Source organism: Gordonia neofelifaecis NRRL B-59395 (assembly GCF_000192435.1).
In the GTDB taxonomy this organism is placed as follows: Bacteria; Actinomycetota; Actinomycetes; order Mycobacteriales; family Mycobacteriaceae; genus Gordonia; species Gordonia neofelifaecis.
Genome location: NZ_AEUD01000003.1, coordinates 93,395 through 119,891, shown reverse-complemented (window position 1 = coordinate 119,891; position 26,497 = coordinate 93,395). Strand labels below are relative to the sequence as shown.

The following is a 26,497-nucleotide window of genomic DNA, read 5'->3' as shown; positions in this document are numbered from 1 at the left end:
ACTGTCGGTCCCCTGAGCGGATTCGTCGCGGTTCCCGGTGCGGCCGGGTGGTCATCGAACTACGCTGCGACGATGAAGCGGTGGATCGTTCTGATCATCCTCAGCATGTCTCAGTTCATCATGGTGCTCGACAGCACCGTCATGAACGTGTCGATCTCGACGGTCGCCGCCGATCTGGGTACCGATGTGTCCGGAATGCAGGCGGCCATCACCTTCTACGCCTTGACGATGGCGGCGTTCATGCTGACCGGCGGGCAGCTCGGTGATCGCTGGGGCCGAAGCCGCGCGTTCCGCATCGGTTCGGTCGTCTACGGCATCGGCTCGCTGACCACGGCGCTGAGCCCGAACCTCGGCGTGCTGATGGTCGGCTGGTCGCTCGTCGAGGGCCTCGGCGCAATCCTGGTGATCCCCGCGATCGCCGCGCTGGCGGCGATCAACTACCGCGACCGCGAACGCGTCATCGCCTTCGCCGCACTGGGGGCCGTCACCGGTTTCGCGGCGGCCGCGGGCCCGCTGATCGGCGGCGTGATGACGACGTACTCCTCGTGGCGATACGTGTTCGTCGCCGAGGCGGTGGTGATGGCGGTCGTGCTCTGCGTCGCCGGCCGGATCAAGGACACTCCACCGGATCCGGCCGTCCGCATCAGCGTGCTGTCGGTGATCCTCTCCGCCGCAGGCATGGGACTCGGCGTCTTCGCACTTCTCCAGAGCAAGACCTGGGGCTGGATCGTGCCTCTGGACCCGCCGAAGATCGGCGACACGACGATCGCGCCGTTCGGGGTCTCCCCCGTCGCCTATCTCATCCTGATCGCCCTGATCATCCTGTGGGCGTTCGTCAAGCGCCAGCAATATCTGGAGCGGATCGGCGTGTCCCCGCTTCTGAAGGTCAGCCTGCTGCGCATCCCGGCGCTGCGCAGCGGCCTGCTCATGTTCCTCACCCAGTACTTCGCGATCGCGGCCCTGTTCTTCGTGGTCCCGGTCTATCTGCAGACCTCGCTCGGCTACGACGCCCTGCACACCGGACTCAAGATTCTCCCGCTCTCTGTCGGGCTGATCCTCTTCTCGGTGCTCGGTTCGCGCCTGACCACCGTGCGGTCGGCCCGTAACATCGGGCGCATCGGGCAGGTAGTACTGGGCCTCGGACTGCTCCTGGTGTTCGCCGCCGTTCGGCCGGAGCTCGCCGGACCGCTCTTCGCGGGCGGCATGTTCGTCGTCGGGGCCGGTTTCGGCCTGCTCGCCTCGCAACTCGGCAACGTCAACATGTCGGCAGTTCAGGGCGACGACAGTTCCAAGGTCGGCGGACTTCAGGGAACGTTCCAGAACCTCGGTTCGTCCTTCGGCACCGCGGTGGTCGGATCGGTCTTCATCCTGCTTCTCACCAGCGGCTTCACCCACGCCGTCGAGAACGACACCTCGATTCCGGGTCCCGTTCGACAGCAGGTGGTGGCGGCCACGTCGACTGGCGCGCCGATCATCTCCGAGCAACAGGCTCAAGACGCGCTGGTCCACGCCGGTGCCGATCCGACGGTCGCCTCTCAGGTCGCATCGACCTACGGCGACACCACGGTCACCGCACTCCGTCAGTCGTTGTTCGTCGTCTTCGCGCTCACCCTGCTCGCCTTGCTGCTGTCGTCCGGCCTTCCGTCCAAGGTGCCCGTGCCGCCGAAACGCGATTCGGCGAGTCCGGCCACCGACGCAGACTGAGCAACCGCGACGTCCGCGTCCAGCAGATCGACGTTCAGCGCGGCGCCGGCGAGAACGCCTGCGGCGCTCGCGGCACCGACCATCGCCGACAGATCGCGCACATTGCCCGCGGCCCAGACGCCGTCTACCGCTGTCCGACCGGTGGGATCGGCGTCGACGTACGTCCCGAGCGGATGCCGACTCACCGTTCCGCCGAGCATCTCGAAGATCTCCGCCCGGGCATGCATCCGTGGTCCGACCACCACCGCATCGGCCTCGTGAGCGACGCCGCCGACCACGACGGCACGAACGTCCGAGCCGTCGGCCAGGACCGCCTCCACCGGTCCGTCGATCACGGCGATCCCCATCAGCGCGAGCCGCTCGCGCGCCGCGTCGTCGAGAACCGCGCCGTGCACGACGACGGTGACGCGATCACTCAACCTCCCGAAGAGCAGCGCCTGGTGCTCCGCCATCGGGCCCGAGGCGATCACCGTGATGCGCTGCCCGCGCACCTCCCAACCATGGCAGTAGGGGCAGTGCAGCACCGTGGTGCCCCAGCATTCGGCGAGCCCGGCGATATTCGGCAGTTCGTCGACGAGTCCGGTGGCGAGCAGCAGTCGGCGCGCTCGCACCGGCGTCCCGGAACCGAGCGTCAACGCGAACCCGTCCGGGACGCGCGCGGCCTCGACGACCGCGTCGTCGACGAATCTGACGCCGTAGCTCTCGGCCTCGGCTCGGCCGGCGCGGATGAGCTCCGCGGGCGCGATCCCCTCCCGGCCGAGAACGTTGTGAGCGCTGTGCGCGGGCAGGTTCCGCTGGCGTCCGGCGTCGATCACCACGACCGAGCGGAGCGAACGGGCCAGCGTGACCGCCGCGGCCAGCCCGGCCGCGCCTCCTCCGGCGACGGCGACGTCGTACAGCCGGCCCTGGGGATTCGGTGAACTGAGGTCATCTATGTGTTCGTCCATGGCTCCACGCTAGAACCGTGTTGCCATATTCGCATACACTGTTGCGCATGGCGCAAGAATCGACGGCGGGACCCGAACTGGACGCCCTGGTACGCACGCGTATCCGGAGCCTTCGCCTCGCGCGCGGATGGACCCTCGACGCGCTCGCCCGACGGTGCGATATGAGCGCCTCGACGCTGTCCCGCATCGAGACGGGCGGGCGACGGGTCGCCCTCGACCAACTCGTCCCGATCGCGCGGGCATTGGGCATCTCACTGGATCAGCTCGTCGAACCGATCGGCGACGAGGACGTCGTGATCCGGCCGGAGGCGCACTCGTCCGGCGACGCGATCACGTGGCTGCTCTCCCGGGATCGGGCGGATGCGGGCGTCGTCGTCGCCAAGATGCGTCTGCAACCTCCCCCGCAGTGGCCGGAGCCTCGAGTCCACGCGGGTCACGAGTGGTTCACCGTTCTGTCCGGCAGCGTGCGGCTGACCCTCGGCGAACGGGTGGTCTACGTCCAGGCCGGCGAGGCCGCAGAGTTCTCGACGATGACGCCGCACGCATTCGTCGCGCACGGCGGCACCGCCGAGATACTCACGATCTTCGACCGGGACGGTGAACGGGTCCACCTCCCGAACTGAGTTCGATCAGCAGAGTCTCCGATCAGCAGGCCGCGAGCGAACCGGTCCCCACGGAACCGAGGCCGCAGTCCGGTCCGGCGGGCAACTCCGGCAGAGCAGGCTTCGCGACCCATTCGACGATGCGCCAGCCCGTGGTCGGGTTGCCCTTCAGGACCACGCGTCCGACGTTCCGCAGATGCTCGCCGGCCGCCAGTTTGCCCGCGTACTCGGCGGCGTTGGTCGCGGTCATGATCGACCACGTCATGATGGTCCCGCCGTGCGAGAAGATCACCGGGTTCTGAACACCGGTGCGGACGACCGCGGCGAGTGAGTCGTTGAACCGCTTCTTGAACTCGTGACCGTCCTCGGCACCCGGGATCCGTGCGTCCAGGTTGCCCCGCATCCACTGCGTCGGCGCCTGGAAGTAGTTCATCTGCGCGGTCGCCTCGGGCTGACCCTCGTAGTCACCGGCCAGGATCTCGTGGAAGCCCGGCTCTACGACCACCGGGCGGAACAGCTTCTGCGCGAGCGGTCGTGCCGTCTGTTGCGTTCGCACCATGCGCGAGGCGAACACACCGTCGTAACGATTGCCGGCGAGCAGGATCGCGTTCTGCTGCGCCTGTGTCCGGCCCAACTCCGTCAGATCGGGTCCGGGCGTCTTGGTGTCGATGAGGCCCGACGCATTGCCTTCGGACTCGGCATGCCGGACCAGGGTGATCGTCAGCTCCGGTGCCGTCGGTGCGGCCTGCGCCGCTCCGCCGAAGCCGGCCGAGGTCAATCCCGCGACGGCGACGGCCGCTGCCGCCAGCACCGCGAGCCGTCCGGACACACGAATTCTCCGCGCCATGGTCTCTCCCTGTTCTCTGTGAGGTCACGCCTTCTCGGCGTCCTCACAGCCTGGCGTCCCACAGGGTTCGACCTAATCGAAATACCCAGGTCTATTGCTCAACTGGCACAGATTTGACGTTCGGCACCAGTCGGAGCGAGCGCCAGACTCAGACCGTGAAGCCCAGCGCGCGCAGCTGCTCGCGGCCGTCGTCGGTGATCTTGTCCGGTCCCCAGGCGGGAATCCACACCCAATTGATGTCGATGTCGGTGCACAGGCCCGAGGTCACCAGAACGTTGCGGGTCTGATCCTCGATGACGTCGGTCAGCGGGCACGCGGGCGAGGTGAGGGTCATGTCGAGCTTCACCGCGGCGTCCTGATCGATCTCGACGCCGTACACCAGGCCGAGGTCGACGACGTTGATGCCCAGCTCGGGGTCGACGACGTCGCGCATCGCCTCTTCGACGTCGTCGATGGACGGCAACGCGGTGTTCGGGGTGTCGGTGTTTTCGGTGTTCGTCGTCATGCGGTCGCTCCTAGGCGGAATCGGGGATGTCGGTGGCCACGCTCTGCGAGAGGGCGTCCTTGAACGCCATCCATCCGAGCAGCGCGCACTTCACGCGCGCGGGATACTTGCTGACGCCGGCGAAGGCGATGCCGTCGCCGATCAGATCCTCGTCGCCGGCGTCGGCGCCCCGCGAGGTCATCATGGCGGCGAATGAATCGAGGGTCGACAGGGCATCGTCGACGCTGAGTCCGACGACCTGATCGAACAGCACCGACGTCGACGCCTGCGAGATGGAGCAGCCCTGGCCGTCGTACGAGATGTCGGCGATCGTGTCATCCGACACCGCGACGCGGAGGGTCACCTCGTCACCGCAGGTGGGGTTCACGTGATGCACCTCGGCGTCGAACGGATCGCGCAGTCCGCGCCCGTGCGGATGCTTGTAGTGGTCCAGGATCACTTCCTGGTACATCTGCTCCATCCGCATCAGCGGCCCCCGAAGAACCGCTGGGCGACGCCGATCGCGTCGGCGAGGGCGTCGACCTCGTCCAGGGTGTTGTAGACGGCGAACGACGCACGCGCGCTCGCCTGCACGCCGAAGGTGCGATGGAGCGGCCATGCGCAGTGATGGCCGACGCGGATCGCGACGCCCTCGTCGTCGAGTACCTGCCCGAGATCGTGGGCGTGCACGCCCTCGACGTCGAACGACACCGCTCCGCCCCGCATCTCGGCAGTCGTCGGGCCGACGATGCGCAGTCCCTCGATGGCGGTGAGCCGGTCGAGTGCGTGCGCCGTGAGCTCGTGCTCGTGGGCCGCGACGTTGTCCATGCCGATCTTCTCGAGGTATTCGACCGCGGCACCGAGACCGACCACCTGCGAGGTCATCGGCACACCGGCCTCGAATCGCTGCGGCGGGAGCGCGTACGTCGAGGACTCCATCGTCCCCGTCTCGATCATCGACCCGCCGGTCAGGAACGGCGGCAGCTGCGCGAGCAGCGCCGACCGTCCGTACAGCACGCCGACGCCCGACGGACCGAGCATCTTGTGCCCGGAGAACGCGGCGAAGTCGACGCCGAGCGCCGCCAGGTCGACCGCCATGTGAGGCACCGACTGGCAGGCGTCGAGAACCACGAGCGCACCGACCGCCCGCGCACGCCGGACGAGCTCCGGAACGTCGGCGACCGCGCCGGTCACGTTGGACTGATGAGTGAAGGCGACCACCTTGACGGAATCGTCCAACACCAACGAGTCCAGGTCGATCCGGCCGTCGGCCGTCACGCCATACCACTTCAGGGTCGCACCGGTCCGACGGCAGAGCTCCTGCCACGGAACCAGGTTCGCGTGGTGCTCGAGCTCAGTGACGACGATCGTGTCGCCCGGGCCGAGCGCCTTGCCGCCGAACACCGGTGCCGAACGGTCGTCGCCGAGGGCGTACGCCACCAGGTTCAGCGCCTCGGTCGCGTTCTTGGTGAAGACCACCTCGTCGACGGCGGCACCGACGAAGCCGGCGATCGCCGCGCGAGCGTGCTCGTACGCGTCGGTCGCCTCCTCCGCCAGCTGGTGCGCGCCACGGTGCACCGCGGCGTTGTGATTGAGCAGGAAGTCCCGCTCGGCGTCGAGCACCTGCAGCGGCCGCTGCGACGTCGCGCCCGAGTCGAGGTAGACGAGGGGCTTCTCGTCACGGACGGTGCGCTGCAGGATCGGGAAATCCGCACGCAGGGCCGCGACGTCGAGAGCAGCTGCGGTGGTCATGTCACATCCCTTCGTCAGAGAGTCCGAACCGTCACTTCGCGGCAGCCGAGGTGAACCGCTCGTAGCCGTTCTCCTCCAGCTCGTCCGCCAGCTCCGGGCCGCCCGACTCGACGACGCGGCCGTCGACGAACACGTGGACGAACTGCGGCTTGATGTAGCGCAGGATCCGCGTGTAGTGCGTGATCAGCAGGATGCCGCCGTTCTCGCGCTCCTTATAGGTGTTCACACCCTCGGAGACGATGCGCAGCGCGTCGACGTCGAGGCCGGAGTCGGTCTCGTCGAGGATCGCGATCTTCGGCTTGAGCAGGCCGAGCTGCAGGATCTCGTGGCGCTTCTTCTCGCCGCCGGAGAATCCCTCGTTGACGCTGCGCTCGCCGAACGCCGGATCGATCTCCAGCTCGGCCATCGCCTGCTTGGTCTCCTTGACCCAGTGGCGCAGCTTCGGGGCCTCACCGCGGACCGCGGTCGCGGCGCTGCGCAGGAAGTTCGACATCGAGACGCCGGGCACCTCGACGGGGTACTGCATCGCGAGGAAGAGTCCGGCACGAGCACGCTCGTCGACGCTCATCTCGAGCACGTCCTCACCGTCGAGAGTGATCGAGCCCGACGTCACCTGGTACTTCGGGTGGCCGGCGATGGCGTACGACAGCGTCGACTTGCCGGAGCCGTTGGGGCCCATGATCGCGTGGGTCTCGCCCGAGCGGACGGTCAGGTTCACGCCCTTGAGGATGTGAATCGGCTCGGCGTCGGGGTCGGACTGCGCGACGTCGACGTGCAGGTCGCGGATTTCCAGGGTCGTCATCTGTGGTGATTCCTTGTCGAAAGTATGTGTGGGTGATCAGGCGCCGGCGGACTCGAGCTCGGCCTCGATGGCGGCTTCGAGTCGCTCACGCAGGTCCGGAACGGCGATCTTGGCGAGCACCTCGCCGAAGAAGCCACGGACCACGAGGCGGCGAGCCTGGTCCTCGGGGATGCCGCGTGCCTGGAGGTAGAACAGCTGCTCGTCGTCGAAGCGGCCGGTGGCACTCGCGTGGCCGGCGCCGACGATCTCGCCGGTCTCGATCTCGAGGTTCGGCACCGAATCAGCACGGGCGTTGTCGGTCAGCACCAGGTTGCGGTTCAGCTCGTAGGTGTCGGTGCCTTCGGCCGCCGGGCGGATCAGCACGTCGCCGATCCAGACCGTGTGGGCCTCCTTGCGCTTGTCACCCGACGGGTCGCCCTGCAGCGCGCCCTTGTACGTGACGTGCGAGCGGCAGTTCGGCTGCGAGTGGTCCACCAGGAGCCGCTGCTCGAGGTGCTGACCGCCGTCGGCGAAGTACAGTCCCCACAGCTCGGCGTCGCCGCCGGGCGCGGTGTACTGCACGTGCGGCGAGAGGCGGACCGTGTGGCCGCCGAGGCTGACCGCGAAGTGCTTCACGACCGCGTCACGTCCCAGCGACAGGTGGTGCGTCGCGACGTGGGTGGCATCGTCCTCCCACTCATGCACGTTGACGACGGTCAGATGCGCGCTGTCGCCGACGAGGATCTCGATGTTCTCACCGATCACGCCGCTGCCACGCTGATCGATGACCACGACGGCCTTCGAGAAGGCCTCGGCGCGGACCTGGAGGTGCGAGTACGCGACCTTGTCGGTGCCCGGTCCCTCCACGGTGACGACCACCGGCTCGGCGACCTGCGCCTCCTTGCCGATCGTCAGCACGGTCGCCTTCTCGAACGAGGAGTAGGCCTGTGCCGCAACACGGTCGAACGGCACACCGGCCTCGCCGAGACGCTGGTCGTCGCGGGCGACGGTCTCGACGCTCACGCCGTCCGTCGCACCGGCGACCTCGACGGTCGTGGTGCCGCTGGCGACCGCGGTGCCGTCGTGCAGTCCGTGCAGGCGGCGGAAGGGGGTGAAACGCCACGACTCCTCGCGCTGCGACGGCACCTCGAAGGCGTCGACGTCGTAGGAGGTGAAGAGCTCACCCTTGTTGACCACCACCGGTGAGGCGGTGGTCTGCGAAGCGTCCGCCATCAGCCGACCGATCCTTCCATCTGCAGTTCGATGAGCCGGTTGAGCTCGAGTGCGTACTCCATGGGGAGTTCCTTGGCGATGGGCTCCACGAAGCCGCGGACCACCATCGCCATGGCCTCCTGCTCGGTCATGCCGCGGCTCATCAGGTAGAAGAGCTGATCGTCGCTGACCTTCGAGACGGTGGCCTCGTGTCCCATCGTCACGTCGTCCTCGCGGATGTCGACGTACGGGTAGGTGTCGCTGCGGCTGATCTGATCGACCAGCAGCGCGTCGCACTGCACCGTCGAGCGGCTGCCGTGCGCACCCGGGTTGATCTTGATCAGACCGCGGTACGACGACCGTCCGCCGCCTCGCGCCACGGACTTGCTGACGATGTTGCTCGAGGTGTTGGGCGCCAGGTGAACCATCTTCGACCCGGTGTCCTGGTGCTGACCCTCGCCCGCGAACGCGACCGACAGGACCTCGCCCTTGGCGTGCTCGCCGGTCAGCCACACGGCCGGGTACTTCATCGTCACCTTGGAGCCGATGTTGCCGTCGATCCACTCCATGGTCGCGCCCTCTTCGGCCTTCGCGCGCTTGGTGACCAGGTTGTAGACGTTGTTCGACCAGTTCTGGATGGTCGTGTAGCGGCAGCGGCCGCCCTTCTTCACGACGATCTCGACGACCGCCGAGTGCAGCGAGTCCGACTTGTAGATCGGCGCGGTGCAGCCCTCGACGTAGTGGACGTATGCGTCCTCGTCGACGATGATCAGCGTCCGCTCGAACTGACCCATGTTCTCGGTGTTGATGCGGAAGTACGCCTGCAGCGGGATGTCCACGTGGACGCCCGGCGGGACGTAGATGAACGAGCCGCCCGACCACACAGAGGTGTTCAGCGCCGAGAATTTGTTGTCGCCGGCGGGGATGACGCTGCCGAAGTACTCCTGGAAGATCTCCGGGTGCTCCTTGAGGCCGGTGTCGGTGTCGAGGAAGATGACACCCTTCTCCTCCAGGTCCTCGCGGATCTGGTGGTAGACGACCTCGGACTCGTACTGAGCGGCGACGCCTGCGACGAGGCGCTGCTTCTCCGCCTCGGGGATGCCGAGGCGGTCGTAGGTGTTCTTGATGTCCTCGGGCAGTTCCTCCCACGACTCGGCCTGCTTCTCGGTCGAGCGCACGAAGTACTTGATGTTGTCGAAGTCGATGCCGTCGAGGTCGCCGCCCCAGCTGGGCATGGGCTTGCGATCGAAGATGCGGAGCGCCTTCAGACGCTGCTCGAGCATCCACTCGGGCTCGTTCTTCTTGGCCGAGATGTCGCGGACGACGGCCTCGGACAGACCGCGCTTGGCGGACGCACCTGCCTCGTCGCTGTCGGACCAGCCGTAACCGTAGCGATCGAAGGAAGCAATGGTCTCTTCCTGCGTCAACTGGGTGGCGGCGGGATCGGTGACCGTCATCGGAGAACCTTTCCTTCGGGGGTGTCGGAGGCTGCGGGCTGGCCGCCTCCGTCAGTCGTGACATGCACTGGAACGTGCGTCGTACACACGCAGTCGCCGTTGGCGATGGTCGCCAACCGCTGCACGTGTGTACCGAGGAGCTCGGTGAACATGGCCGTCTCGGCCTCGCAGAGCTCCGGGAACTCGGACGCCACATGGGCGACCGGGCAATGATGTTGGCAGATCTGAACGCCTGCGCCGACTTCGCGCGTGTCAGCGGAGTAGCCGCCTGCCGTGAGCGCGTCGGCGATCTGCTGAACCGTGGCGATCACCGAACCCGACGATTCGACGGGCTCGACCTCGGCGACCAGGCCCGCGATGCGGTCGTGCGCGAACTCGTCGACTGCCTGCTGACCGGCGACGTCGCGCAGCTTCCGCAGCACCGCTCCGGCGAGGTCGTCGTACGCGTGTCGGAGCTTTCCGCGGCCGGCGGGCGTGAGCTGGAACCACTTGGCGGGACGGCCACGACCGCCCCTGCCCGAACCTGCCTTGCTGAAGCCCGAGGGCGCGACCTCGATGTCGCCGTCGGCCGACAAGTTCTCCAGGTGACGGCGCACTCCCGCAGGCGAGATGCCGAGACGCTCGGCGATGTCGCCCGCCGTCATCGGCCCCTCGTCCACCAGCAGCGACACGACTGCGGCACGGGTCTGGCCATCGGGGCCACCCCCGTCCGTATGCTGCTCAGGCAGCAGTCGCTCGTCACCGCTCATGCTTTTCACAACAATATTGTTACCTAAATACTTCCACCGGGCCACCAAGGGTCGCCTAAATCGCACGAAGGGTCCGTGAGGTCTCCGGTGCGTCTGCGCGGGAGCGGAAGCGTCACCGAACGCAACAGTTAGAGTCTTCGATGTGCCAGAACTCCCCCTCATGCGCCGGACGCTCGATTACATAGGGCTCGCCAAGCCCGCCGTCGAGCACGACTCCGACCGCATCGGCGACTTCGGCACCACCGTCGCCCGGATGCACGACGACGAGCGCGAAGTCGGTCCGCTGAATCGTCTCGAAACGCTCCGGATGCGCCGGATCAGGCTGTTCGGCACCACCGGATCGATGCTGATCCTGATCGGCTCGCTGGGCACCGGCATGCTGCCGGTCCTCCAGAACCCCATCGTCGGAACGCGGATCCTCTCGCTGCCGTCCCGGATGTACTCCACCGCGCTGACCATCTCGATCGGCGGCGCGATCATGCTCGTCGTCGCGTGGGTGATGCTCGGCAGATACGCCGTCGGCCGCTACCGGGTCGAAGTCGCCGAGGGCCGGAGTCCGGCGCGGCGGATGACGCGCGGGCAGACCGACCGCACGCTGCTGATGTGGGTCGCACCGCTCGTGATCGCACCCCCGCTGCTGAGCAAGGACGTCTACTCCTACCTCGCGCAGAGTGCGATCGCGTACAAGGGCATGGACCCGTACACGTACAGCCCGATGCGCGGACTCGGCGTCGACCACGCGCTCACCCTGTCGGTGCCCAATCTGTGGAAGGACACCCCCGCCCCGTACGGTCCGCTGTTCCTCTGGATCGGCGAGCAGATCACCGCCATCACCGGCGAGAACATCACGATGGCGGTCCTGCTCCACCGGCTCGTCGCCATCGGCGGAGTGCTGATGATCGTCTGGGCCCTGCCTCGTCTCGCGCGCCGATGCGGCGTGTCGTCGGTCGCCGCCCTGTGGCTCGGCGCCCTCAATCCGCTGCTGATCCTCCACCTGGTGGGCGGCATCCACAACGAATCGCTGATGATCGGCATGATGCTCGTCGGCCTGGAGTGGTGTTTCCAGGCGATCTACGGGACGGCCAGACTCCGCCTGCCCGACCGGCCGCTCCCGTCGCGCGCGGGGTGGATCCTGATCGCGGGCATCGCGATGATCGCGGCCTCGTCCATGATCAAGGTGACCTCGATGCTCGCCCTCGGCTTCGCCGGGATCGCTCTGGCCCGCCGATGGGGCGCCACGCTCCCGGCTCTCCGCCACGCACCGATCAGGGAATGGTGGACGCGATCGAGACAGTCGGTGGCGGCACTCGCGGCGAGCGCGGCGACGATGATCACCGTCGCCGGGGTGATCGTGATCGGCACCTGCCTGGGCACCGGACTCGGCTTCGGCTGGACGCACACCCTCAGCACCGGCGGCATCGTGCGGTCGTGGATGTCGATGCCGACCCTGCTCTCAGTGGTCGCCGGACGCGTCGGCCTCTGGCTCGGAATGGGCGAGCAGACGCAGGCGATCCTCGACATCGCCCGACCGATCGGCCAACTCGTCGCCGCCGTCCTGGTGGTCCGCTGGCTGCTCGCCTGCCTGGCCGGTCGCATCCACCCGATCGGCGGCCTCGGCATCGCGATGGCCAGCGTGGTGATCTTCTTCCCGTTCGTTCAGGCCTGGTATCTGCTGTGGGCGGTCATCCCGCTCGCGGCGTGGGCCACCACCCGCTGGTTCCGCATCGGAACGGTGGTGATCTCGGGCATCATCGCCGTCGTCGTCATGCCGACGAGTTCGGATACCAGCCCGCTGGTGGTCGCACAGGGACTCGCCACCGGTGTGATCATGGTCGCAATCACTGCCATGTTCTTCTTCATCGACAGCCCGATCAGAACCTGGATCCGACGACGACGCGACCCGAAGCCCCAGTAAGCGAGCGGTTCACGACCGTTGACCGGTCGTCTGCTCGACGTCCACTCGCGGCGGCCCCGCAGCCCGGTGACCTGCGTCGCTAGCCTAGGCTGTGGGGCGTGCATGAAGCTTCTTCGCCCGGTACCGGGCCGGATCACCGACCGGCTTCGGGCGACGCGGCGCTGCAGGTTCGCGGTCTGGTGAAGACGTTCGGCGACAAGACCGCCGTCGACGGACTCGACCTGACCCTTCCCCGCGGGGAGATCCTCGCGCTACTCGGACCCAACGGAGCGGGCAAGACCACGACCGTCGAGATCTGCGAGGGATTCACCCGACCCGATGCCGGTGAGGTCCGGGTTCTCGGGTTGGATCCCGTCGCCGACAACGACCGTCTGCGGACGCGGATCGGCGTGATGCTTCAGGGCGGCGGCGCCTACCCGGGCGCCAAGGCCAAGGAGATGCTGCGGCTGTGCGCCGCCTACAGCGCCGATCCCCTCGACCCCGACTGGCTGATGGACGCCCTGGGCCTCACCGAGGTCGCCGGGACCGGTTTCCGTCGTCTGTCGGGCGGCCAGCAGCAGCGGCTGTCGCTGGCCTGCGCGCTCGTGGGTCGTCCCGAACTCGTCTTCCTCGACGAGCCGACCGCCGGCCTCGACGCGCACGCCCGCATCATGGTCTGGGAGCTGATCTCCCGACTGCGTGCCGACGGCGTCTCCATTCTGCTGACCACCCATCTGCTCGACGAGGCCGAAGAACTCGCGGATCAGATCGTCATCGTCGACAAGGGCCGCGCGGTGGCCGCCGGAACCCCGGCCGATCTCGTCCGCCAGGACGCCGAGGGCCAGCTTCGCTTCACCGCGCCCGGACTCGACTCGCAAGCGCTGCAGTCCGCGCTGCCCACCGGGTACCGCTGCTCGCTCTCACCCACCGGGGAGCACCTGATCACCGGCGGAATCACGCCCGAGGTCGTCGCGCTGATCACCCGGTTCTGCGCGGACCGCGATGTGCTGATCTCCTCGCTGAACGTCGCCAGCAACAGCCTCCAGGACGTCTTCCTGACTCTCACCGGACGGGAGGTGCGGGCGTGACCGAAGTCCCCGCGGCCAATCGGTTCCCCAGCGGAACCTTCACCCCGAACCCGCAGCCTGCCCCGCTGGCCCGGATGCTCGCGGCGCAGACCCGCATGGAGCTGGTGCTCCTGTTGCGCAACGGCGAGCAGCTGCTGCTGACCATGTTCATCCCGATCACCATGCTGGTCGGGCTGAGCCTGCTCCCCCTGACCACCGAGGCAGGCGACACGCCGGCCGCGCGCGCCACGACCTTCGTGCCCGCGATCCTCGCCGTCGCGATCATGTCCACCGCGTTCACCGGACAGGCGATCGCAGTCGGCTTCGACCGCCGCTACGGTGCGCTGAAGCGACTCGGCGCCACCCCCATCCCCCGATGGGGCATCATCGCGGGAAAGTCGCTCGCGGTGCTGATCGTGGTGGTCATGCAGTCGGTGATCATCGGGGCCATCGGACTCGCCTTCGGCTGGCGCCCCGGCCTCGCCGGCCTCGCGCTCGGCGCGCTGGCGATCGCCGTCGGAACTGTCGCCTTCGCCAGCCTCGGTCTGCTGCTCGGCGGCACGCTCAAGGCAGAGGTGGTCCTCGCGCTCGGCAACCTCATCTGGTTCGTCCTATTGGGGCTCGCCGGCCTCGTCGTCTTCGATGAGCACGTCCCCGGCGCGGTGCGCACCATCGCCCGCCTGTCCCCGTCCGGAGCGCTCACCGAGGCGCTCACCCGGGCCCTGGAGTCTTCGTTCGACGTGTTCGGTTTCTGCGTCCTGATCGTGTGGGCCGCGATCGGCAGCGCACTGGCAGTTAGGTGGTTCCGGTTTCAATGATCGAGTCCTGGTTCGGCTTCAAGCGCCCGACGGCCAAGTTCCTCTATGCGTGGGCGATCGCGAACGTGGTCGCGAACGTCGTGCTGGTGGTCACGGGCGGCGCGGTCCGGGTGACCGACTCGGGCCTCGGATGCCCCACCTGGCCCCAGTGCACCGCCGGTTCGCTCACACCGCACGCCGCGATGGGCATCCACGGCGTGATCGAGTTCGGCAACCGGATGCTGACCTGGGTCCTCGTCATCGTCGCGGTGGGCACCTGGCTGGCCGCCATGCGCCGTCGACCGGTCGACCGGACGTCCCGGCGGTTGGCTACCGCCGTCGCGATGGGCGTCCCGCTGCAGGCGGTGATCGGCGGCATCACGGTGCTGACCAACCTGAACCCGTGGATCGTCGCGTTCCACTTCCTGTCCACGATGGTCATCATCTCGCTCGCGACCTGGTTGGCCGTGCACACCCGGCCGGGCGTCCGCGCGACGCCGCTCGACGACTCGCAGCCGAAGGTGATGCGCCGCTTCGCGGTGATGCTGTCGTGGGCGATCTACGCGCTGACCTGGGTCGTCATCTATCTCGGAACCGTCGTCACCGGTTCCGGGCCGCACGCGGGCGACATCAAGGCGCACCGCAACGGGCTGGAGCCGACGCAGGCCACCCAGTTGCACGTCGACGCGGTCTGGACCCTGGTCGGCCTGACCGTCGCACTGATCCTGCTGACGGTCGCGGCCGTCTCGTCGATGCGGCGCGCGGCCGCGGTGTTCGGCGGTGTCATCCTGGTCCAGGGCGTCATCGGCTACGTCCAGTACGCGACGAACCTGCCCGAGGTGTTGGTGATCCTGCACATGTTCGGCAGCGCGCTGCTGATGATCGGCGCGACGCTCCTGGTCCTGTCCACCCGCCGCGAGGACTGACGGCTCCCGCCACCACCGCATACAAGAGAACCCCCGGCGACTCGAGTCGCCGGGGTTCTCTACTGAAGCCGGAAAGCGGTGCGAATGCCGCTCAGTCGACGATCTTGCGGTTCCGGGCCTTCGGGAAGCGAGTCTGGTGCGCGACCCACCCGGCCATCTGGCGCCAGTGCGACGGCGCGACGTTCGCGACCGACGTGAGTTCCCGATCCCACTCCGCGGTCTCGAGTCCCTCCACCGCGTCCACCACTGCGGTCGCGGTCTCGACGCTGTCGACCACGCGGTCGCCGAGAATCCCGCCTTCGGCGCCCACCAGGGTGATGCGGACGCCCGCGGCGCCGACCGGCTGGACGACGGCCTTCGCCGAACCGCCTTCCGCGGCGACGAACTTGCGGATCGAGGCGACCACATCGGCCGGTGCGGTCACGGGGGCCGTGGAAACAGCGGTGTCTTCGCTCATGACTGACGAGTATAGCGGCGTGCGAAAATGGACCCATGCGCGCGATCGAAGTCTCGGCTCACGGCGGCCCGGAAGTCCTCACCCTCGTCGAACTGCCAGATCCTCAGCCCGCTCCGGGCGAGGTCGTGGTGTCCGTCCATGCCGCGGGCGTGAACTTCATCGACACCTACTTCCGGGCCGGCATGTACCCGTCCACTCCTCCCTATGTGCCAGGCATCGAGGGTTCCGGCGTCGTCACCGCCGTCGGTGAGGGCGTGCGCAACCACGTCGTCGGCGACCGTGTCGCGTGGTGCGACGGCAACCACGGCTACGCCGAGTCGGTCCGCCTCCGCGCCGACCGCGTGCTGCCGGTGCCGGACGCGGTCGACCTCGACATCGCGGGTTCATCGCTCCTCCGCGGTCTGACCGCCCACTATCTGCTCGACGGCAGCGCCCGACCCGAGGACGGCGACACCGTCCTGGTGCACGCCGGTGCGGGCGGCGTCGGTCTGCTGCTGACCCAGTGGGCCGTCGCCCGCGGGATCCGGGTGATCACCACCGTCTCGTCGGACGACAAGGAACGGCTGTCGCGCGAAGCCGGTGCGTCGGAGGTGCTGCGCTACAACGACGACATCGCCTCCCGCGTCCGGGCTCTCACCGACGACCGCGGCGTGCCGGTCGTGTACGACGGCGTCGGCGCGAGCACCTTCGAGCAGTCACTGGCCGCCACGGCCGTCCGCGGCACCGTCGTCCTGTACGGCGCAGCCAGCGGCCCGGTCCCACCGTTCGATCTGCAGCGTCTCAATCCCGCCGGATCACTGTCGGTGACTCGGCCGACGCTCGCCCACTTCATCGCCGATCCGGTCGAATTCGCCTGGCGGGCAGGTGAATTCTTCACCGCTGTCGCTGAGGGGGTACTGACCGTCAACGTCGGGCAGTCGTTCCCGCTCGCCGAGGCCGTCCAAGCGCATCGGGCGCTCGAATCCCGGAGCACGGTCGGCTCGACCATGCTGGCGGTCGCGGCCGGTGAGTAATAGCGCTCTGCGGTGGGCTGCCGTCGCCGTCGCCGCGGTGGTTCTCCTGGTCCTGTCGAGACCGTTCGGGCCGATCGGACTGCTCATCGCGCTGGCACTCACCCTCGGCGTCGGGCTGCTCGCGGTGTCCATGTCCCGACCACAGGCTCCCGCAGACAACGCCTCAGCGCCGCCACCACGGACGTCCGGCGGCGCAATGCCGCTCAAAGACCGATGGCAGCGCAGCGTCGAACACCACAACCAGGTCCTCGGCGCGTACGGCGCCTTCGAGCTCGATCCGCGGATGCTCCTGCAGTATCCGGCGCTGTGGGATCTGTCCGCTCCCGCGGTGATCGCCTTTCACGACTGCCTGGAGACGGCAGGCGAACTCCGGACCGACCAGTTCCCCGGCGACGACCGTGCCGGACGCTACATCAGCGCGGTGACCGAACTCCGCAGCGCCTGGGCGGCCGCAGACCGATTCGCGCGGCAGACCGGGACCGACGATCTCGATCCCGCCGACGCCCGAGACTGCCGACGGGCGCTGAAACTCCTGACGCACGCCGACGGTGCCGAGAAGAACGAGCGCGCGGCGTACCTGCAACAGGTCCTGAACACGGTGGACCGGCTGACCGAACGCGGTGTGGTCCCGCAGCCCGAACGCGTCCGCTCCGCGCTGACCGCCAAGCTGCGCCGCGCCATCGAAGCGTGAGGCGTCCTACTCGGTGCCGTCGCGTAGGAATCGTCCTCGAGTCGAGTACACGCCGCCGGTGTCCGGGTCTCCTGGTCCGACGACCATCTGAATGGTGACCGGCAGCCGGTCACGATCGTCGTCGTCGTTCCGTGCGACTCCGATGACCGCTCCGACGGCATCACGGTCGTACGGCGGCACGTCGCGACGCCGCGCGAGGTCGTCGCGCACCTTCGTCATCGTCGCCCCCGTCAATCCGGTGAGCGAGAATCCGTTCGGCGGTGAGGTGGGCGCGGACGAGGAGGTGTGGAGCTCGGGGAATCTGCCGGGTTCCACCTCGATCCGGTACACCGTCGTGCCGTCGAGCTCGAGCTCGAACCCGGGGTGCGCCAGCCCGATCCACGAGGCCGCGTCGTCGACCGTCTTGAAATCGATCGAGGTCAGCAGCTGCGCCGCCGGATCGAGGCCGGCAGCGCGCATCGCCCGGTCCACGACCGCGGGAAACTCGCTCACCGAGGCGGCGCCGACCGTGTCGGCGACCTGCCCGCGCAAGTCGGTCTCGATCGAGACACCCGACCCGACGCCGAAGCTCGCGACGATCTTGTCGTCCGCCGAGCGCGGACCGACGTCGATTCCGCCGCTGGACGTCGGTGCCGGGTAGCCGATCTGCTCGCGCGCCGCGTCGACCCGCTTCACTGCGGCGTTCAGGTCGAGTTCCCGGATGTCGGCGCGTGAGAACACCACCCTGTCCGACGATCGATCGGCGCTGGGGGCCGACCACTCGTCGCCTGATCGGTACGACGTGAGCGACTGCCCGGTGCGCGCGTCGAAGATCCGCACCGACTCGCGGTCCTCGCCGATGGTGATCTGCATGATCGACGTCGATCCGCCGGGCGTGAGCTGATCGGCCCGATCGAGGGCGCGCACGAGGGCCGACGACGGATCCTCTCCGCCGACGGTGACCTTCTCCGTCCCGTCGGGTGCCGCGCCGGACGCCCGCGAGACCGGGTCCTTCAGCAGCACGACCGCAGGCAGTCCGACCACCAGCACCGACGCCACGACTACGGCGGCTCCGCGCAGGGCGGCCTGCTGGTCGCGGCTTCGAACACCGCCGATCAGCCAGATGGCGAGGCCGACGCCCGCGGCGGCGAACAGCGTCGAGGTGATCGGGAGGTCGATGACGACCGCTGTCACGATGCCGACAGTCGCGACGACAGCGGCGAGCGCCGTGCGCATCGCGATCGGACCGGGACGGTTCACCGGAGGAGAATCAGAAGTAGCTGGAGATGGTCGGCAGGTTGATCACCGCGTCGACGGCCAGGCCGCAGAACAACAGGGCGAGGTACTCGTTCGAGGTCAGGAAGATCTTGAGCGGCTTCACCTCGACGCCGCGGCGGGTCTCGACATAGAGCTTGGTGACCATGTAGATGAACCAGGCGCCGGAGCCGACCGCCACGACGAGATAGATCCAGCTGGTCGCCGGAATCAAGAAGAACGAGGTGAGCACCGTCAGCCAGGTGTAGACGAGCATGTGGGTGGTGACCCGCTCATCGCTCGCGATCACCGGGAACATCGGCACGCCCGCGGCGCGGTAATCCTCGCGGTAGCGCATCGCCAGCGCCCAGGTGTGCGGCGGCGTCCAGAAGAACACGACCAGGAACATCACGAACGGCTGCCAGCTCAGCGAATGCGTGACGGCGGCCCATCCCACGAGCGCAGGCATGCATCCGGCGGCACCGCCCCAGATGACGTTCTGCCAGGTGCGGCGCTTGAGGATCAACGTGTAGACGCCGACGTAGAAGCCGATCGTGATCATCACCAGGATCGACGGCAGGAAGGAGCGCTCACCGGCGCTGTTCGCCGTGCCGAAGTACAGGACGGCGAACGACAGTGCGGCGAGCACGATGCCGAACACGAGGGCGTTGCGGACCGGGACGGCGTGCCGTGCCAGCGGCCTGCGCTCAGTCCGCTTCATCTTCTGATCGATATCGGCGTCCGCGACCATGTTGAGGCTGTTGGCGCTCGCGGCGCCGAGCCAACCGCCGACCACGGTGATCAGGATCAGAGCGATGTCGACCGAGCCGCGTTCGGCCTGCAACATCACGGGGATGGTGGAGACCAGCAGCAGCTCGATGACCCGGGGCTTGGTCAGGGCGATGTACGCCAGGACCGTATTCCACACGCGCACACCCAGGCCGGTCTCACCGGCCGAGCTCTCAGTGGACATCGGGGTCGAGGAGGCGTCGGTGTCCGCGCTTTCCCCAATACTCACAGAGTCTCCTCACACTAGGCCCGGTGCCGGCGCCGCAGGTCCCGGCCGCGCGGTAGGACGACAGTCGTCACCGACGCTGGGCACACCGACGGGCTACTACAAACGATGGTAGACCCGGAGGTCACTCATAACAGAATCCACCGTGCCCAGATCACAGTTCGCCGCCACCGGCCGAGTGCGCAATCCCACTGCAGGAAGTTCGTCGGCCGCCCGCGCGCACATCCGGCCGCGACCGCTAGGCTGGAACCGCTAATGCGTCCGAGCACCGCGACCGCACCCACGACAAGGCACAGGAGACTCCACGACCGTGGCCAATACCGACGAGATCCGCGCGCTGACCCAGCAGGTACACCCCGGCGACTGGACCGATCTGGACACCAAGGCCGTCGACACGGCTCGCATCCTCGCCGCCGACGCCGTGCAGCACTGCGGCAGCGGTCACCCGGGCACCGCGATGAGTCTCGCTCCGCTCGCGTACACGCTGTACCAGCGCGTCATGCGCCACGACCCCACTGACCCCACGTGGGTGGGCCGCGACCGCTTCGTGCTGTCGTGCGGGCACTCGAGCCTGACCCAGTACATCCAGCTGTACCTCGGCGGCTTCGGCCTGGAACTCGGCGATCTCGAAGCGCTGCGCACCTGGGGTTCGCTGACGCCGGGTCACCCCGAGTTCCGTCACACCAAGGGCGTCGAGATCACCACCGGCCCGCTCGGCCAGGGTCTGGCCTCGGCCGTCGGCATGGCGATGGCAGCCCGGCGTGAGCGCGGACTGTTCGACCCCGACGCGGCCGACGGCCAGAGCCCGTTCGATCACCACATCTACGTGATCGCCTCCGACGGCGACATCGAAGAGGGCGTCACGTCCGAGGCCAGCTCGCTCGCGGGCACCCAGGAACTGGGCAACCTCATCGTCTTCTACGACCAGAACCACATCTCGATCGAGGACGACACGCAGATCGCCCTCACCGAGGACACCGCCAAGCGCTACGAGGCGTACGGCTGGCACGTCCAGATCGTCGAGGGCGGCGAGGACATCGTCGCCATCGAGGCGGCGATCGAGAACGCGAAGGCCGTCACGGACAAGCCGTCGATCATCTGCCTGCGCACCATCATCGCGTGGCCGGCACCCACCAAGATGAACACCGGTGCCTCGCACGGCAGCGCGCTCGGCACCGACGAGGTGGCCGCCACCAAGACCGTGCTCGGCTTCGACCCGGAGAAGAGCTTCGACGTCGACGACGCCGTGATCGCGCACACCCGGTCGCTGGCCGCCCGCGCCGCGACCGCCCGCGCCGACTGGCAGAAGCACTTCGACGTCTGGGCCGCCGACAACCCGCAGCGCAAGGAGCTGTTCGACCGCCTCCAGGCCCACGCCCTGCCCGAGGGCTGGACCGACGTCCTCCCCTCGTGGGAGGCTGGCGACAAGGACGTCGCAACGCGTTCGGCCTCGGGCAAGGTGCTCTCGGCGCTGGCCCCGATTCTCCCCGAGCTGTGGGGCGGATCCGCCGACCTCGCGGGCTCCAACAACACGACGATGGACGGCGCCGTCTCGTTCGGCCCGAAGGCGATCAGCACCGACACCTGGACCGCCGACCCGTACGGCCGGACGCTGCACTTCGGCGTCCGCGAGCACGCGATGGGCTCGATCCTGTCCGGCATCGTGCTGCACGGTCCGACTCGCGCCTACGGCGGCACGTTCCTGCAGTTCGCCGACTACATGCGTCCCGCGGTCCGACTGGCGTCGCTCATGGAGATCGATCCGATCTACGTGTGGACGCACGACTCCATCGGACTCGGCGAGGACGGTCCGACCCACCAGCCGATCGAGCATCTGGCCGCGCTCCGCGCCATCCCGAACCTCGACGTGGTGCGCCCGGCCGACGCCAACGAGACCGCCCATGCCTGGCGCCACCTGCTGACGCGCCGCAATCGTCCGGTCGGCCTGGCGCTCACCCGCCAGAACGTCCCGGTCCTGGAGGGCACGTCGTTCGAGGGCGTCGCCCGCGGCGGCTACGTGCTCTCCGATGCCGACGGCACCTTCGAGGTCGTCCTGATCGGCACCGGCTCCGAAGTCTCGCTGGCTGTCGAAGCCGCGGAAACCCTTGCTGCCGAAGGTATCCGCGCGCGAGTCGTGTCGATGCCGTCGCTCGAGTGGTTCGCCGAGCAGGATGCGGACTACCGCGAATCGGTCCTGCCGACCGGTATTCCGCGCGTGGCCGTCGAGGCCGGCATCGCGATGCCGTGGCACGCGGTGGTCGCGGGCGGCGAGATCGTCTCCCTCGAGCACTACGGCGCGTCGGCCCCGTACAAGAAGCTCTACGAGGAGTTCGGCATCACGGCGGACGCCGTCGCCGCCGCCGCTCGCCGGGCCCTCGACCGCTGATCCACCGTCTCCAGGAGGCAGACATGTCGCAGAACAAGAATCTCGCAGCACTCTCCGAGGCCGGCGTCTCGGTGTGGCTCGACGACCTCTCCCGTGACCTGATCCGTTCGGGTGCGCTGCAGGACGAGATCGACACCCATTCGATCGTCGGCGTCACCACCAACCCGGCGATCTTCCAGAACTCGATCTCCAAGTCGGCGAGCTACGCCGACCAGGTCAAGGAGCTGGCGGCGTCGGGGGCCGACGTCGACGCGGCGATCACGGCGATCACCACCGACGACGTCCGCGCCGCCTGCGACGTGCTGCAGCCGGTGTTCGTCGACTCCGACGGCCACGACGGCCGAGTCTCGATCGAGGTGGACCCACGACTGGCGAACAAGACCGACGAGACCGTCGCCCAGGCGATCGAACTGTGGAAGATCGTCGACCGGCCGAACCTGTTCATCAAGATCCCGGCGACCAAGGCCGGACTGCCCGCGATCACGCGCGTCATCGCCGAGGGCATCAGCGTCAATGTGACACTGATCTTCTCGGTGGAGCGCTACCGCGAAGTGATGGACGCCTACCTCGACGGCCTCGACGCAGCTCTCCGCAACGGGCACGACGCGAGCAAGATCGAATCGGTCGCCTCGTTCTTCGTCTCGCGCGTCGACTCCGAGATCGACAAGCGCCTCGACGCCATCGGCACCCCCGAGGCCCTGGAGCTTCGAGGCAAGGCCGGCCTGGCGAACGCGCGACTCGCCTACGCCGCGTACCGCGAGGTGTTCGAGACCGAGACCCGCTTCCCCGATCTGCAGGCGCACGGCGCATTGCCGCAGCGTGCGCTGTGGGCATCGACCGGCACCAAGAACGCCGACTACCCGGACACGCTGTACGTCAGCGAGCTGGTCGCGCCGAACACCGTCAACACGGTGCCGGTGAAGACCCTGGAGGCGTACGCCGACCACGGGTGGGTCAACGCCGACTCGATCATCGGTCAGGCGAAGGCCTCTCAGGAGGTCTTCGACGCCCTCACTCGCGTCGGCGTGGACCTGGCGGACGTCTTCGAGCTCCTCGAGACCGAGGGCGTCGGCAAGTTCGAGGATGCGTGGAACGATCTGCTCGGCGCCACGCAGACACAGCTGGACGCGGCTCGCGGCTGACCGTCCGAAGCTGACCATCCGAAGCGGAACAGACACGAGAGGCTGACCCGATGGGACGTGCGGTGAACCAGGCGTGGACCAACCCGCTACGCGATCCGCACGACACCCGACTGCCGAGGATCGCCGGGCCGTCCGCGCTGGTGATCTTCGGCGTCACGGGTGATCTCGCGCGGCGGAAGTTGATGCCCGCGGTCTACGACCTCGCGAACCGCGGGCTGTTGCCGCCGAGCTTCGCGCTCGTCGGGTTCGCCCGGCGCGACTGGGCGCACGAGGACTTCGCGCAGGTGGTGCGGGAGGCCGTCGAGGCGGGGTGCCGCACCGGGTTCCGCGAGGAGGTGTGGGAGCGACTGTCGCAGGGCATCCGTTTCGTCGCCGGAACGTTCGAGGACGACGATGCCTTCGCGACGCTCCAGCAGACGCTGGCGGATCTCGACCGCGATCGCGGCACCGACGGCAACCACGCCTACTACCTGTCGATTCCGCCCAAGGCGTTCCCGGTGGTGCTCAGTCAGCTGCGCCGCACCGGCATGGCCGATCAGGACGGCGACAGCTGGCGGCGCGTGGTCATCGAGAAGCCCTTCGGGCACGACCTCGACAGCGCGCGGGAGCTCAACGCCCTCGTCGGCAGCGTGTTCCCCGAGGAGTCGGTCTTCCGGATCGACCACTACCTCGGCAAGGAGACCGTCCAGAACATCCTGGCCCTGCGGTTCGCCAACCAGCTCTTCGATCCGCTGTGGAGTTCGCACTACGTCGACCACGTGCAGATCACCATGGCAGAGGACATCGGTCTCGGAGGTCGTGCCGGCTACTACGACGGCATCGGCGCCGCTCGCGACGTGATCCAGAACCACCTGCTGCAGTTGCTCGCGCTGGTCGCCATGGAGGAGCCGGTGTCGTTCTCACCGCGCCATCTCCAGATCGAGAAGATCAAGGTCCTCTCGTCGACCCGGAACATCACGCCGATCGCCGAGAACTCCGCGCGCGGCCAGTACGGGGCGGGCTGGCAGGGTTCCGAGCCGGTGGTCGGACTCAAGGAGGAGGAGGGCTTCTCCCCCGACTCCACCACCGAGACCTTCGCCGCGATCGCCCTCGAAGTCGACACCCGGCGGTGGGCGGGCGTGCCGTTCTACCTGCGCACCGGAAAACGGCTCGGGAGGCGCGTCACCGAGATCGCGATCGTCTTCAAGCGGGCCCCGCATCTGCCGTTCGACGACACGATGACCGCGGAGCTCGGCCAGAACGCCCTCGTGATCCGCGTGCAGCCCGATGAGGGCGTCACCCTGCGCTTCGGCTCCAAGGTTCCGGGCACCAGCATGGAAGTCCGTGACGTCAACATGGACTTCTCGTACGGCGGCGCGTTCACCGTCTCGTCGCCCGAGGCCTACGAGCGACTGCTGCTCGACGTGCTGCTCGGCGAGCCGTCGCTCTTCCCGGTCGACGAGGAAGTCGAGCTCAGCTGGCAGATCCTCGATCCGGTGCTCGACGAGTGGGCGCAGTCCGGCACGCCCGACGAGTACGAATCAGGTACCTGGGGACCGGCTTCCGCAGACGAGATGATGTCCCGCACCGGACGAGCCTGGAGGCGCCCGTGATCGTCGATCTCCCCGACACCTCGACCCTCGACATCAGCAAGAAGCTGGTGCAGGTCCGACGCACCGGCGGTGCCGTGACACTCGGACGCGTGCTGACCCTGATCATCGACCTCGACGCGGACGACGACGCCGAGGACGCCGTCGAGGCGTCGAACCGCGCGAGCCGCGAGCATCCGTGCCGCGTCATCATGGTCGTCCGGCACGACCGCGCCGCCGAGTCCCGACTCGACGCGCAGATCCGCGTAGGCGGCGACGCCGGTGCCTCCGAGGTGGTCGTGCTGCACCTGCACGGAAGCCTCGCCGAGCATCCGCACGCCGCCGTGACCCCGTTCCTGCTGCCGGACACCCCCGTCGTGACCTGGTGGCCCGGCCGCGCACCGGCGCGGCCCGCGGACGACAAACTCGGGCGACTGGCGTCCCGCCGCATCACGGACGGTCGCCGCACCGACGATCCCGGCGCATTTCTCAGCGCCCGCCGGGTCGGCTACGCCCCGGGCGACACCGACCTCGCATGGTCGGCGATCACGCAGTGGCGGGCGATGCTCGCTTCCGCGCTGGACCGGCCGCCCCATGACGCGGTCGTCGGCGCCCGGGTGACCGGGCCTCGCGACCTCGCCGGCCTCGATCTGTTCGCCGGCTGGCTCGCCGGCGCTCTCGGTGTTCCCGTCACCCGAGGCGACGGAGAGATGTCGGTGACCCTGCGTCGCGACGGCGGCGGTGAACTCTCGTTGAGCGCCGGACCCGACGGTGGGGTGATCCGCAGTACCGGACATCCCGACGGCCGGTCGGCCTTCGCCCGACGGTCCACCGCGGAATGCCTGGCCGAGGAACTGCGCAGCCTCGACGCGGACGAGGTCTACGAGAAGGCACTGCAGGGATTGTCCGGAGTCACCCACGAGGAGCATCGATGACCGCACCGGTCGAACACCTGATCTTCGAATCGTCTGCCGATCTGGTCGCGACGGCCGCTGCGCGATTCATCGCCGCGGTCACCGCCGCTCAGGACGCCCGCGGTGTCGCCGCGGTGGCGCTGACCGGCGGTAGCAACGGCATCGCCCTGCTGCGCGCGCTCGCCGCCGACAGCGGCACTATCGACTGGTCGCGCGTCGAATTGTATTGGGGCGACGACCGTTTCGTCCCCGCCGACGATCCGGAGCGCAATTGCCTGCAGGCCCGCGAAGCGCTTCTGGACCATGTGCCCGTCGATCCTGCGCGGGTGCATGTGATGGCGGCGTCCGACGGCGATTTCGGCGACGACATCGACGCCGCGACCGCGGACTACGCGCGCCTCGTCGGACCGGACACCGTCTTCGACCTCCATCTGCTCGGCATGGGCGGTGAGGGACACATCAACTCGCTGTTCCCCCACACCGACGCGACCGCGGAGGACGATCGGACGGTCGTCGCCGTCACCGACTCGCCCAAGCCGCCGCCGCGCCGGATCACCCTGACCTTCCCGGTCGTGAACGCCTCCCGCGAGGTGTGGTTCCTCGTCTCCGGCGCCGAGAAGGCCGAAGCCGTCGCCGCCGCGGCGCAGGGCGCATCGCGCCACGACTGGCCGTGCGCGGGCGCCCACGGCACCGAGAACACCGTCTGGTTCCTCGACCAGGCCGCCGCCTCGCAGCTGAGCTGACCCACCCTGACGCCGAGAACTCCCTCAGTCCGGTCGAGTGAGTCGAGGAACCCTTCAAGCTGGTCGAGTAAGTCGAGGAACCCTTCAGGCCGGTCGAGTAAGTCGAGGAACGCAGT

At 68.3% G+C, this 26,497-nt stretch carries 24 protein-coding genes and 1 pseudogene; 13 read left to right on the top strand and 12 right to left on the bottom strand.

Annotated elements, in window-relative coordinates; genetic code table 11:
* The first annotated feature begins 72 nt into the window (after positions 1–72).
* Positions 73–1,704 (top strand): MFS transporter, encoded by a 1,632-nt coding sequence (locus SCNU_RS04655; protein ID WP_009678205.1) that lies wholly within the window; start codon positions 73–75, stop codon positions 1,702–1,704.
* On the opposite strand, the pseudogene SCNU_RS20750 reads toward SCNU_RS04655, so the two are convergent.
* A pseudogene (locus SCNU_RS20750) lies at positions 1,704–2,651 on the bottom strand (NAD(P)/FAD-dependent oxidoreductase); the annotation flags it as partial. The gene SCNU_RS04655 and the pseudogene SCNU_RS20750 overlap by 1 nt on opposite strands.
* 47 nt (positions 2,652–2,698) lie before the next feature.
* Here SCNU_RS20750 and SCNU_RS04650 point away from each other — a divergent pair.
* Positions 2,699–3,274: a helix-turn-helix domain-containing protein gene (locus SCNU_RS04650; protein ID WP_040517641.1), complete on the top strand. Its 576-nt coding sequence runs from the start codon at positions 2,699–2,701 to the stop codon at positions 3,272–3,274.
* A gap of 22 nt (positions 3,275–3,296) precedes the next feature.
* Here the strand turns inward: SCNU_RS04650 and SCNU_RS04645 are convergent, their stop codons facing one another.
* From SCNU_RS04645 to SCNU_RS04610, 8 genes are all read right to left on the bottom strand, one after another.
* Complete coding sequence (locus SCNU_RS04645) at positions 3,297–4,082, bottom strand: histidine phosphatase family protein (RefSeq protein ID WP_009678202.1); 786 nt, start codon at positions 4,080–4,082, stop codon at positions 3,297–3,299.
* Between the two features lie 166 nt (positions 4,083–4,248).
* A complete protein-coding gene (locus SCNU_RS04640) occupies positions 4,249–4,605 on the bottom strand; it encodes a metal-sulfur cluster assembly factor (protein WP_009678201.1) in 357 nt (118 codons plus the stop codon).
* 10 nt (positions 4,606–4,615) lie between these two features.
* The gene (gene sufU / locus SCNU_RS04635) at positions 4,616–5,071 is read right to left on the bottom strand and encodes a Fe-S cluster assembly sulfur transfer protein SufU (RefSeq protein ID WP_040517639.1); all 456 of its coding nucleotides are present in this window, start codon (positions 5,069–5,071) and stop codon (positions 4,616–4,618) included.
* On the bottom strand, positions 5,071–6,336 hold the full coding sequence (locus tag SCNU_RS04630; protein WP_009678199.1) for a cysteine desulfurase: 1,266 nt from the start codon (positions 6,334–6,336) through the stop codon (positions 5,071–5,073). The genes sufU and SCNU_RS04630 overlap by 1 nt, the downstream gene beginning before the upstream one ends.
* 31 nt (positions 6,337–6,367) lie before the next feature.
* Positions 6,368–7,138, bottom strand: a complete 771-nt coding sequence (sufC, locus tag SCNU_RS04625) for a Fe-S cluster assembly ATPase SufC (RefSeq protein ID WP_009678198.1) — start codon at positions 7,136–7,138, stop codon at positions 6,368–6,370.
* Between the two features lie 36 nt (positions 7,139–7,174).
* Positions 7,175–8,350 carry a Fe-S cluster assembly protein SufD gene (gene sufD / locus SCNU_RS04620; RefSeq protein WP_009678197.1) on the bottom strand — a complete coding sequence of 392 codons (1,176 nt, stop codon included), beginning with the start codon at positions 8,348–8,350 and terminating at the stop codon, positions 7,175–7,177.
* Entirely contained in the window at positions 8,350–9,786 is a 1,437-nt protein-coding gene (gene sufB / locus SCNU_RS04615) for a Fe-S cluster assembly protein SufB (protein ID WP_009678196.1), read from the bottom strand. The genes sufD and sufB overlap by 1 nt, the downstream gene beginning before the upstream one ends.
* Positions 9,783–10,535, bottom strand: a complete 753-nt coding sequence (locus SCNU_RS04610; RefSeq protein ID WP_009678195.1) for a helix-turn-helix transcriptional regulator — start codon at positions 10,533–10,535, stop codon at positions 9,783–9,785. The genes sufB and SCNU_RS04610 overlap by 4 nt, the downstream gene beginning before the upstream one ends.
* Before the next feature lie 160 nt (positions 10,536–10,695).
* Between SCNU_RS04610 and mptB the strand changes: the two genes are divergently transcribed.
* The 4 genes from mptB (at position 10,696) to SCNU_RS04590 (ending at position 15,219) form a co-directional block, all read left to right on the top strand.
* Positions 10,696–12,450 carry a polyprenol phosphomannose-dependent alpha 1,6 mannosyltransferase MptB gene (gene mptB / locus SCNU_RS04605; RefSeq protein ID WP_009678194.1) on the top strand — a complete coding sequence of 585 codons (1,755 nt, stop codon included), beginning with the start codon at positions 10,696–10,698 and terminating at the stop codon, positions 12,448–12,450.
* A 98-nt stretch (positions 12,451–12,548) separates the two neighbouring features.
* On the top strand, positions 12,549–13,517 hold the full coding sequence (locus SCNU_RS04600; RefSeq protein WP_050792752.1) for an ABC transporter ATP-binding protein: 969 nt from the start codon (positions 12,549–12,551) through the stop codon (positions 13,515–13,517).
* Positions 13,514–14,314, top strand: coding sequence for an ABC transporter permease (locus tag SCNU_RS04595; protein ID WP_009678192.1), 801 nt, complete (start codon positions 13,514–13,516; stop codon positions 14,312–14,314). The genes SCNU_RS04600 and SCNU_RS04595 overlap by 4 nt, the downstream gene beginning before the upstream one ends.
* Entirely contained in the window at positions 14,311–15,219 is a 909-nt protein-coding gene (locus SCNU_RS04590; RefSeq protein ID WP_009678191.1) for a COX15/CtaA family protein, read from the top strand. Before SCNU_RS04595 ends, SCNU_RS04590 begins: the two co-directional genes overlap by 4 nt.
* Positions 15,220–15,310: 91 nt before the next feature.
* Here the strand turns inward: SCNU_RS04590 and SCNU_RS04585 are convergent, their stop codons facing one another.
* Positions 15,311–15,676, bottom strand: coding sequence for a hypothetical protein (locus SCNU_RS04585; protein WP_040517637.1), 366 nt, complete (start codon positions 15,674–15,676; stop codon positions 15,311–15,313).
* A 35-nt stretch (positions 15,677–15,711) separates the two neighbouring features.
* On the opposite strand from SCNU_RS04585, the gene SCNU_RS04580 reads away from it, so the two are divergent.
* Positions 15,712–16,689, top strand: coding sequence for a quinone oxidoreductase family protein (locus tag SCNU_RS04580; RefSeq protein WP_009678189.1), 978 nt, complete (start codon positions 15,712–15,714; stop codon positions 16,687–16,689).
* Entirely contained in the window at positions 16,682–17,380 is a 699-nt protein-coding gene (locus SCNU_RS04575; protein WP_139025800.1) for a hypothetical protein, read from the top strand. Before SCNU_RS04580 ends, SCNU_RS04575 begins: the two co-directional genes overlap by 8 nt.
* A gap of 6 nt (positions 17,381–17,386) precedes the next feature.
* Here SCNU_RS04575 and SCNU_RS04570 read toward each other — a convergent pair whose 3' ends face one another.
* Positions 17,387–18,619: a hypothetical protein gene (locus SCNU_RS04570; RefSeq protein WP_009678187.1), complete on the bottom strand. Its 1,233-nt coding sequence runs from the start codon at positions 18,617–18,619 to the stop codon at positions 17,387–17,389.
* A gap of 10 nt (positions 18,620–18,629) precedes the next feature.
* Positions 18,630–19,586, bottom strand: coding sequence for a heme o synthase (locus SCNU_RS04565; RefSeq protein ID WP_009678186.1), 957 nt, complete (start codon positions 19,584–19,586; stop codon positions 18,630–18,632).
* Between the two features lie 352 nt (positions 19,587–19,938).
* Between SCNU_RS04565 and tkt the strand changes: the two genes are divergently transcribed.
* The 5 genes from tkt to pgl are packed head-to-tail and all read left to right on the top strand — an operon-like array spanning position 19,939 to position 26,381.
* Positions 19,939–22,014 (top strand): transketolase, encoded by a 2,076-nt coding sequence (gene tkt, locus SCNU_RS04560; protein ID WP_009678185.1) that lies wholly within the window; start codon positions 19,939–19,941, stop codon positions 22,012–22,014.
* Between the two features lie 23 nt (positions 22,015–22,037).
* Positions 22,038–23,156: a transaldolase gene (tal, locus tag SCNU_RS04555; protein ID WP_009678184.1), complete on the top strand. Its 1,119-nt coding sequence runs from the start codon at positions 22,038–22,040 to the stop codon at positions 23,154–23,156.
* 50 nt (positions 23,157–23,206) lie between these two features.
* Positions 23,207–24,748 (top strand): glucose-6-phosphate dehydrogenase, encoded by a 1,542-nt coding sequence (zwf, locus tag SCNU_RS04550; protein WP_009678183.1) that lies wholly within the window; start codon positions 23,207–23,209, stop codon positions 24,746–24,748.
* Positions 24,745–25,659, top strand: coding sequence for a glucose-6-phosphate dehydrogenase assembly protein OpcA (locus tag SCNU_RS04545; RefSeq protein ID WP_009678182.1), 915 nt, complete (start codon positions 24,745–24,747; stop codon positions 25,657–25,659). Before zwf ends, SCNU_RS04545 begins: the two co-directional genes overlap by 4 nt.
* Complete coding sequence (pgl, locus tag SCNU_RS04540; RefSeq protein ID WP_009678181.1) at positions 25,656–26,381, top strand: 6-phosphogluconolactonase; 726 nt, start codon at positions 25,656–25,658, stop codon at positions 26,379–26,381. Before SCNU_RS04545 ends, pgl begins: the two co-directional genes overlap by 4 nt.
* Positions 26,382–26,497: the final 116 nt, after the last annotated feature.

What these genes read in the sequence shown, in the direction of transcription:
- SCNU_RS04590 (WP_009678191.1), top strand. Translation starts at nt 14,311, where the DNA reads ATGATCGAGTCCTGGTTCGGCTTCAAGCGCCCGACGGCCAAGTTCCTC.
- sufU (WP_040517639.1), bottom strand. Translation starts at nt 5,071, where the DNA reads ATGCGGATGGAGCAGATGTACCAGGAAGTGATCCTGGACCACTACAAG.
- sufB (WP_009678196.1), bottom strand. Translation starts at nt 9,786, where the DNA reads ATGACGGTCACCGATCCCGCCGCCACCCAGTTGACGCAGGAAGAGACC.
- SCNU_RS04630 (WP_009678199.1), bottom strand. Translation starts at nt 6,336, where the DNA reads ATGACCACCGCAGCTGCTCTCGACGTCGCGGCCCTGCGTGCGGATTTC.
- SCNU_RS04580 (WP_009678189.1), top strand. Translation starts at nt 15,712, where the DNA reads ATGCGCGCGATCGAAGTCTCGGCTCACGGCGGCCCGGAAGTCCTCACC.
- sufC (WP_009678198.1), bottom strand. Translation starts at nt 7,138, where the DNA reads ATGACGACCCTGGAAATCCGCGACCTGCACGTCGACGTCGCGCAGTCC.
- sufD (WP_009678197.1), bottom strand. Translation starts at nt 8,350, where the DNA reads ATGGCGGACGCTTCGCAGACCACCGCCTCACCGGTGGTGGTCAACAAG.
- SCNU_RS04655 (WP_009678205.1), top strand. Translation starts at nt 73, where the DNA reads ATGAAGCGGTGGATCGTTCTGATCATCCTCAGCATGTCTCAGTTCATC.
- mptB (WP_009678194.1), top strand. Translation starts at nt 10,696, where the DNA reads ATGCGCCGGACGCTCGATTACATAGGGCTCGCCAAGCCCGCCGTCGAG.
- tal (WP_009678184.1), top strand. Translation starts at nt 22,038, where the DNA reads ATGTCGCAGAACAAGAATCTCGCAGCACTCTCCGAGGCCGGCGTCTCG.
- pgl (WP_009678181.1), top strand. Translation starts at nt 25,656, where the DNA reads ATGACCGCACCGGTCGAACACCTGATCTTCGAATCGTCTGCCGATCTG.
- SCNU_RS04650 (WP_040517641.1), top strand. Translation starts at nt 2,699, where the DNA reads ATGGCGCAAGAATCGACGGCGGGACCCGAACTGGACGCCCTGGTACGC.
- zwf (WP_009678183.1), top strand. Translation starts at nt 23,207, where the DNA reads ATGGGACGTGCGGTGAACCAGGCGTGGACCAACCCGCTACGCGATCCG.
- SCNU_RS04610 (WP_009678195.1), bottom strand. Translation starts at nt 10,535, where the DNA reads ATGAGCGGTGACGAGCGACTGCTGCCTGAGCAGCATACGGACGGGGGT.
- SCNU_RS04585 (WP_040517637.1), bottom strand. Translation starts at nt 15,676, where the DNA reads ATGAGCGAAGACACCGCTGTTTCCACGGCCCCCGTGACCGCACCGGCC.
- SCNU_RS04640 (WP_009678201.1), bottom strand. Translation starts at nt 4,605, where the DNA reads ATGACGACGAACACCGAAAACACCGACACCCCGAACACCGCGTTGCCG.
- SCNU_RS04565 (WP_009678186.1), bottom strand. Translation starts at nt 19,586, where the DNA reads ATGTCCACTGAGAGCTCGGCCGGTGAGACCGGCCTGGGTGTGCGCGTG.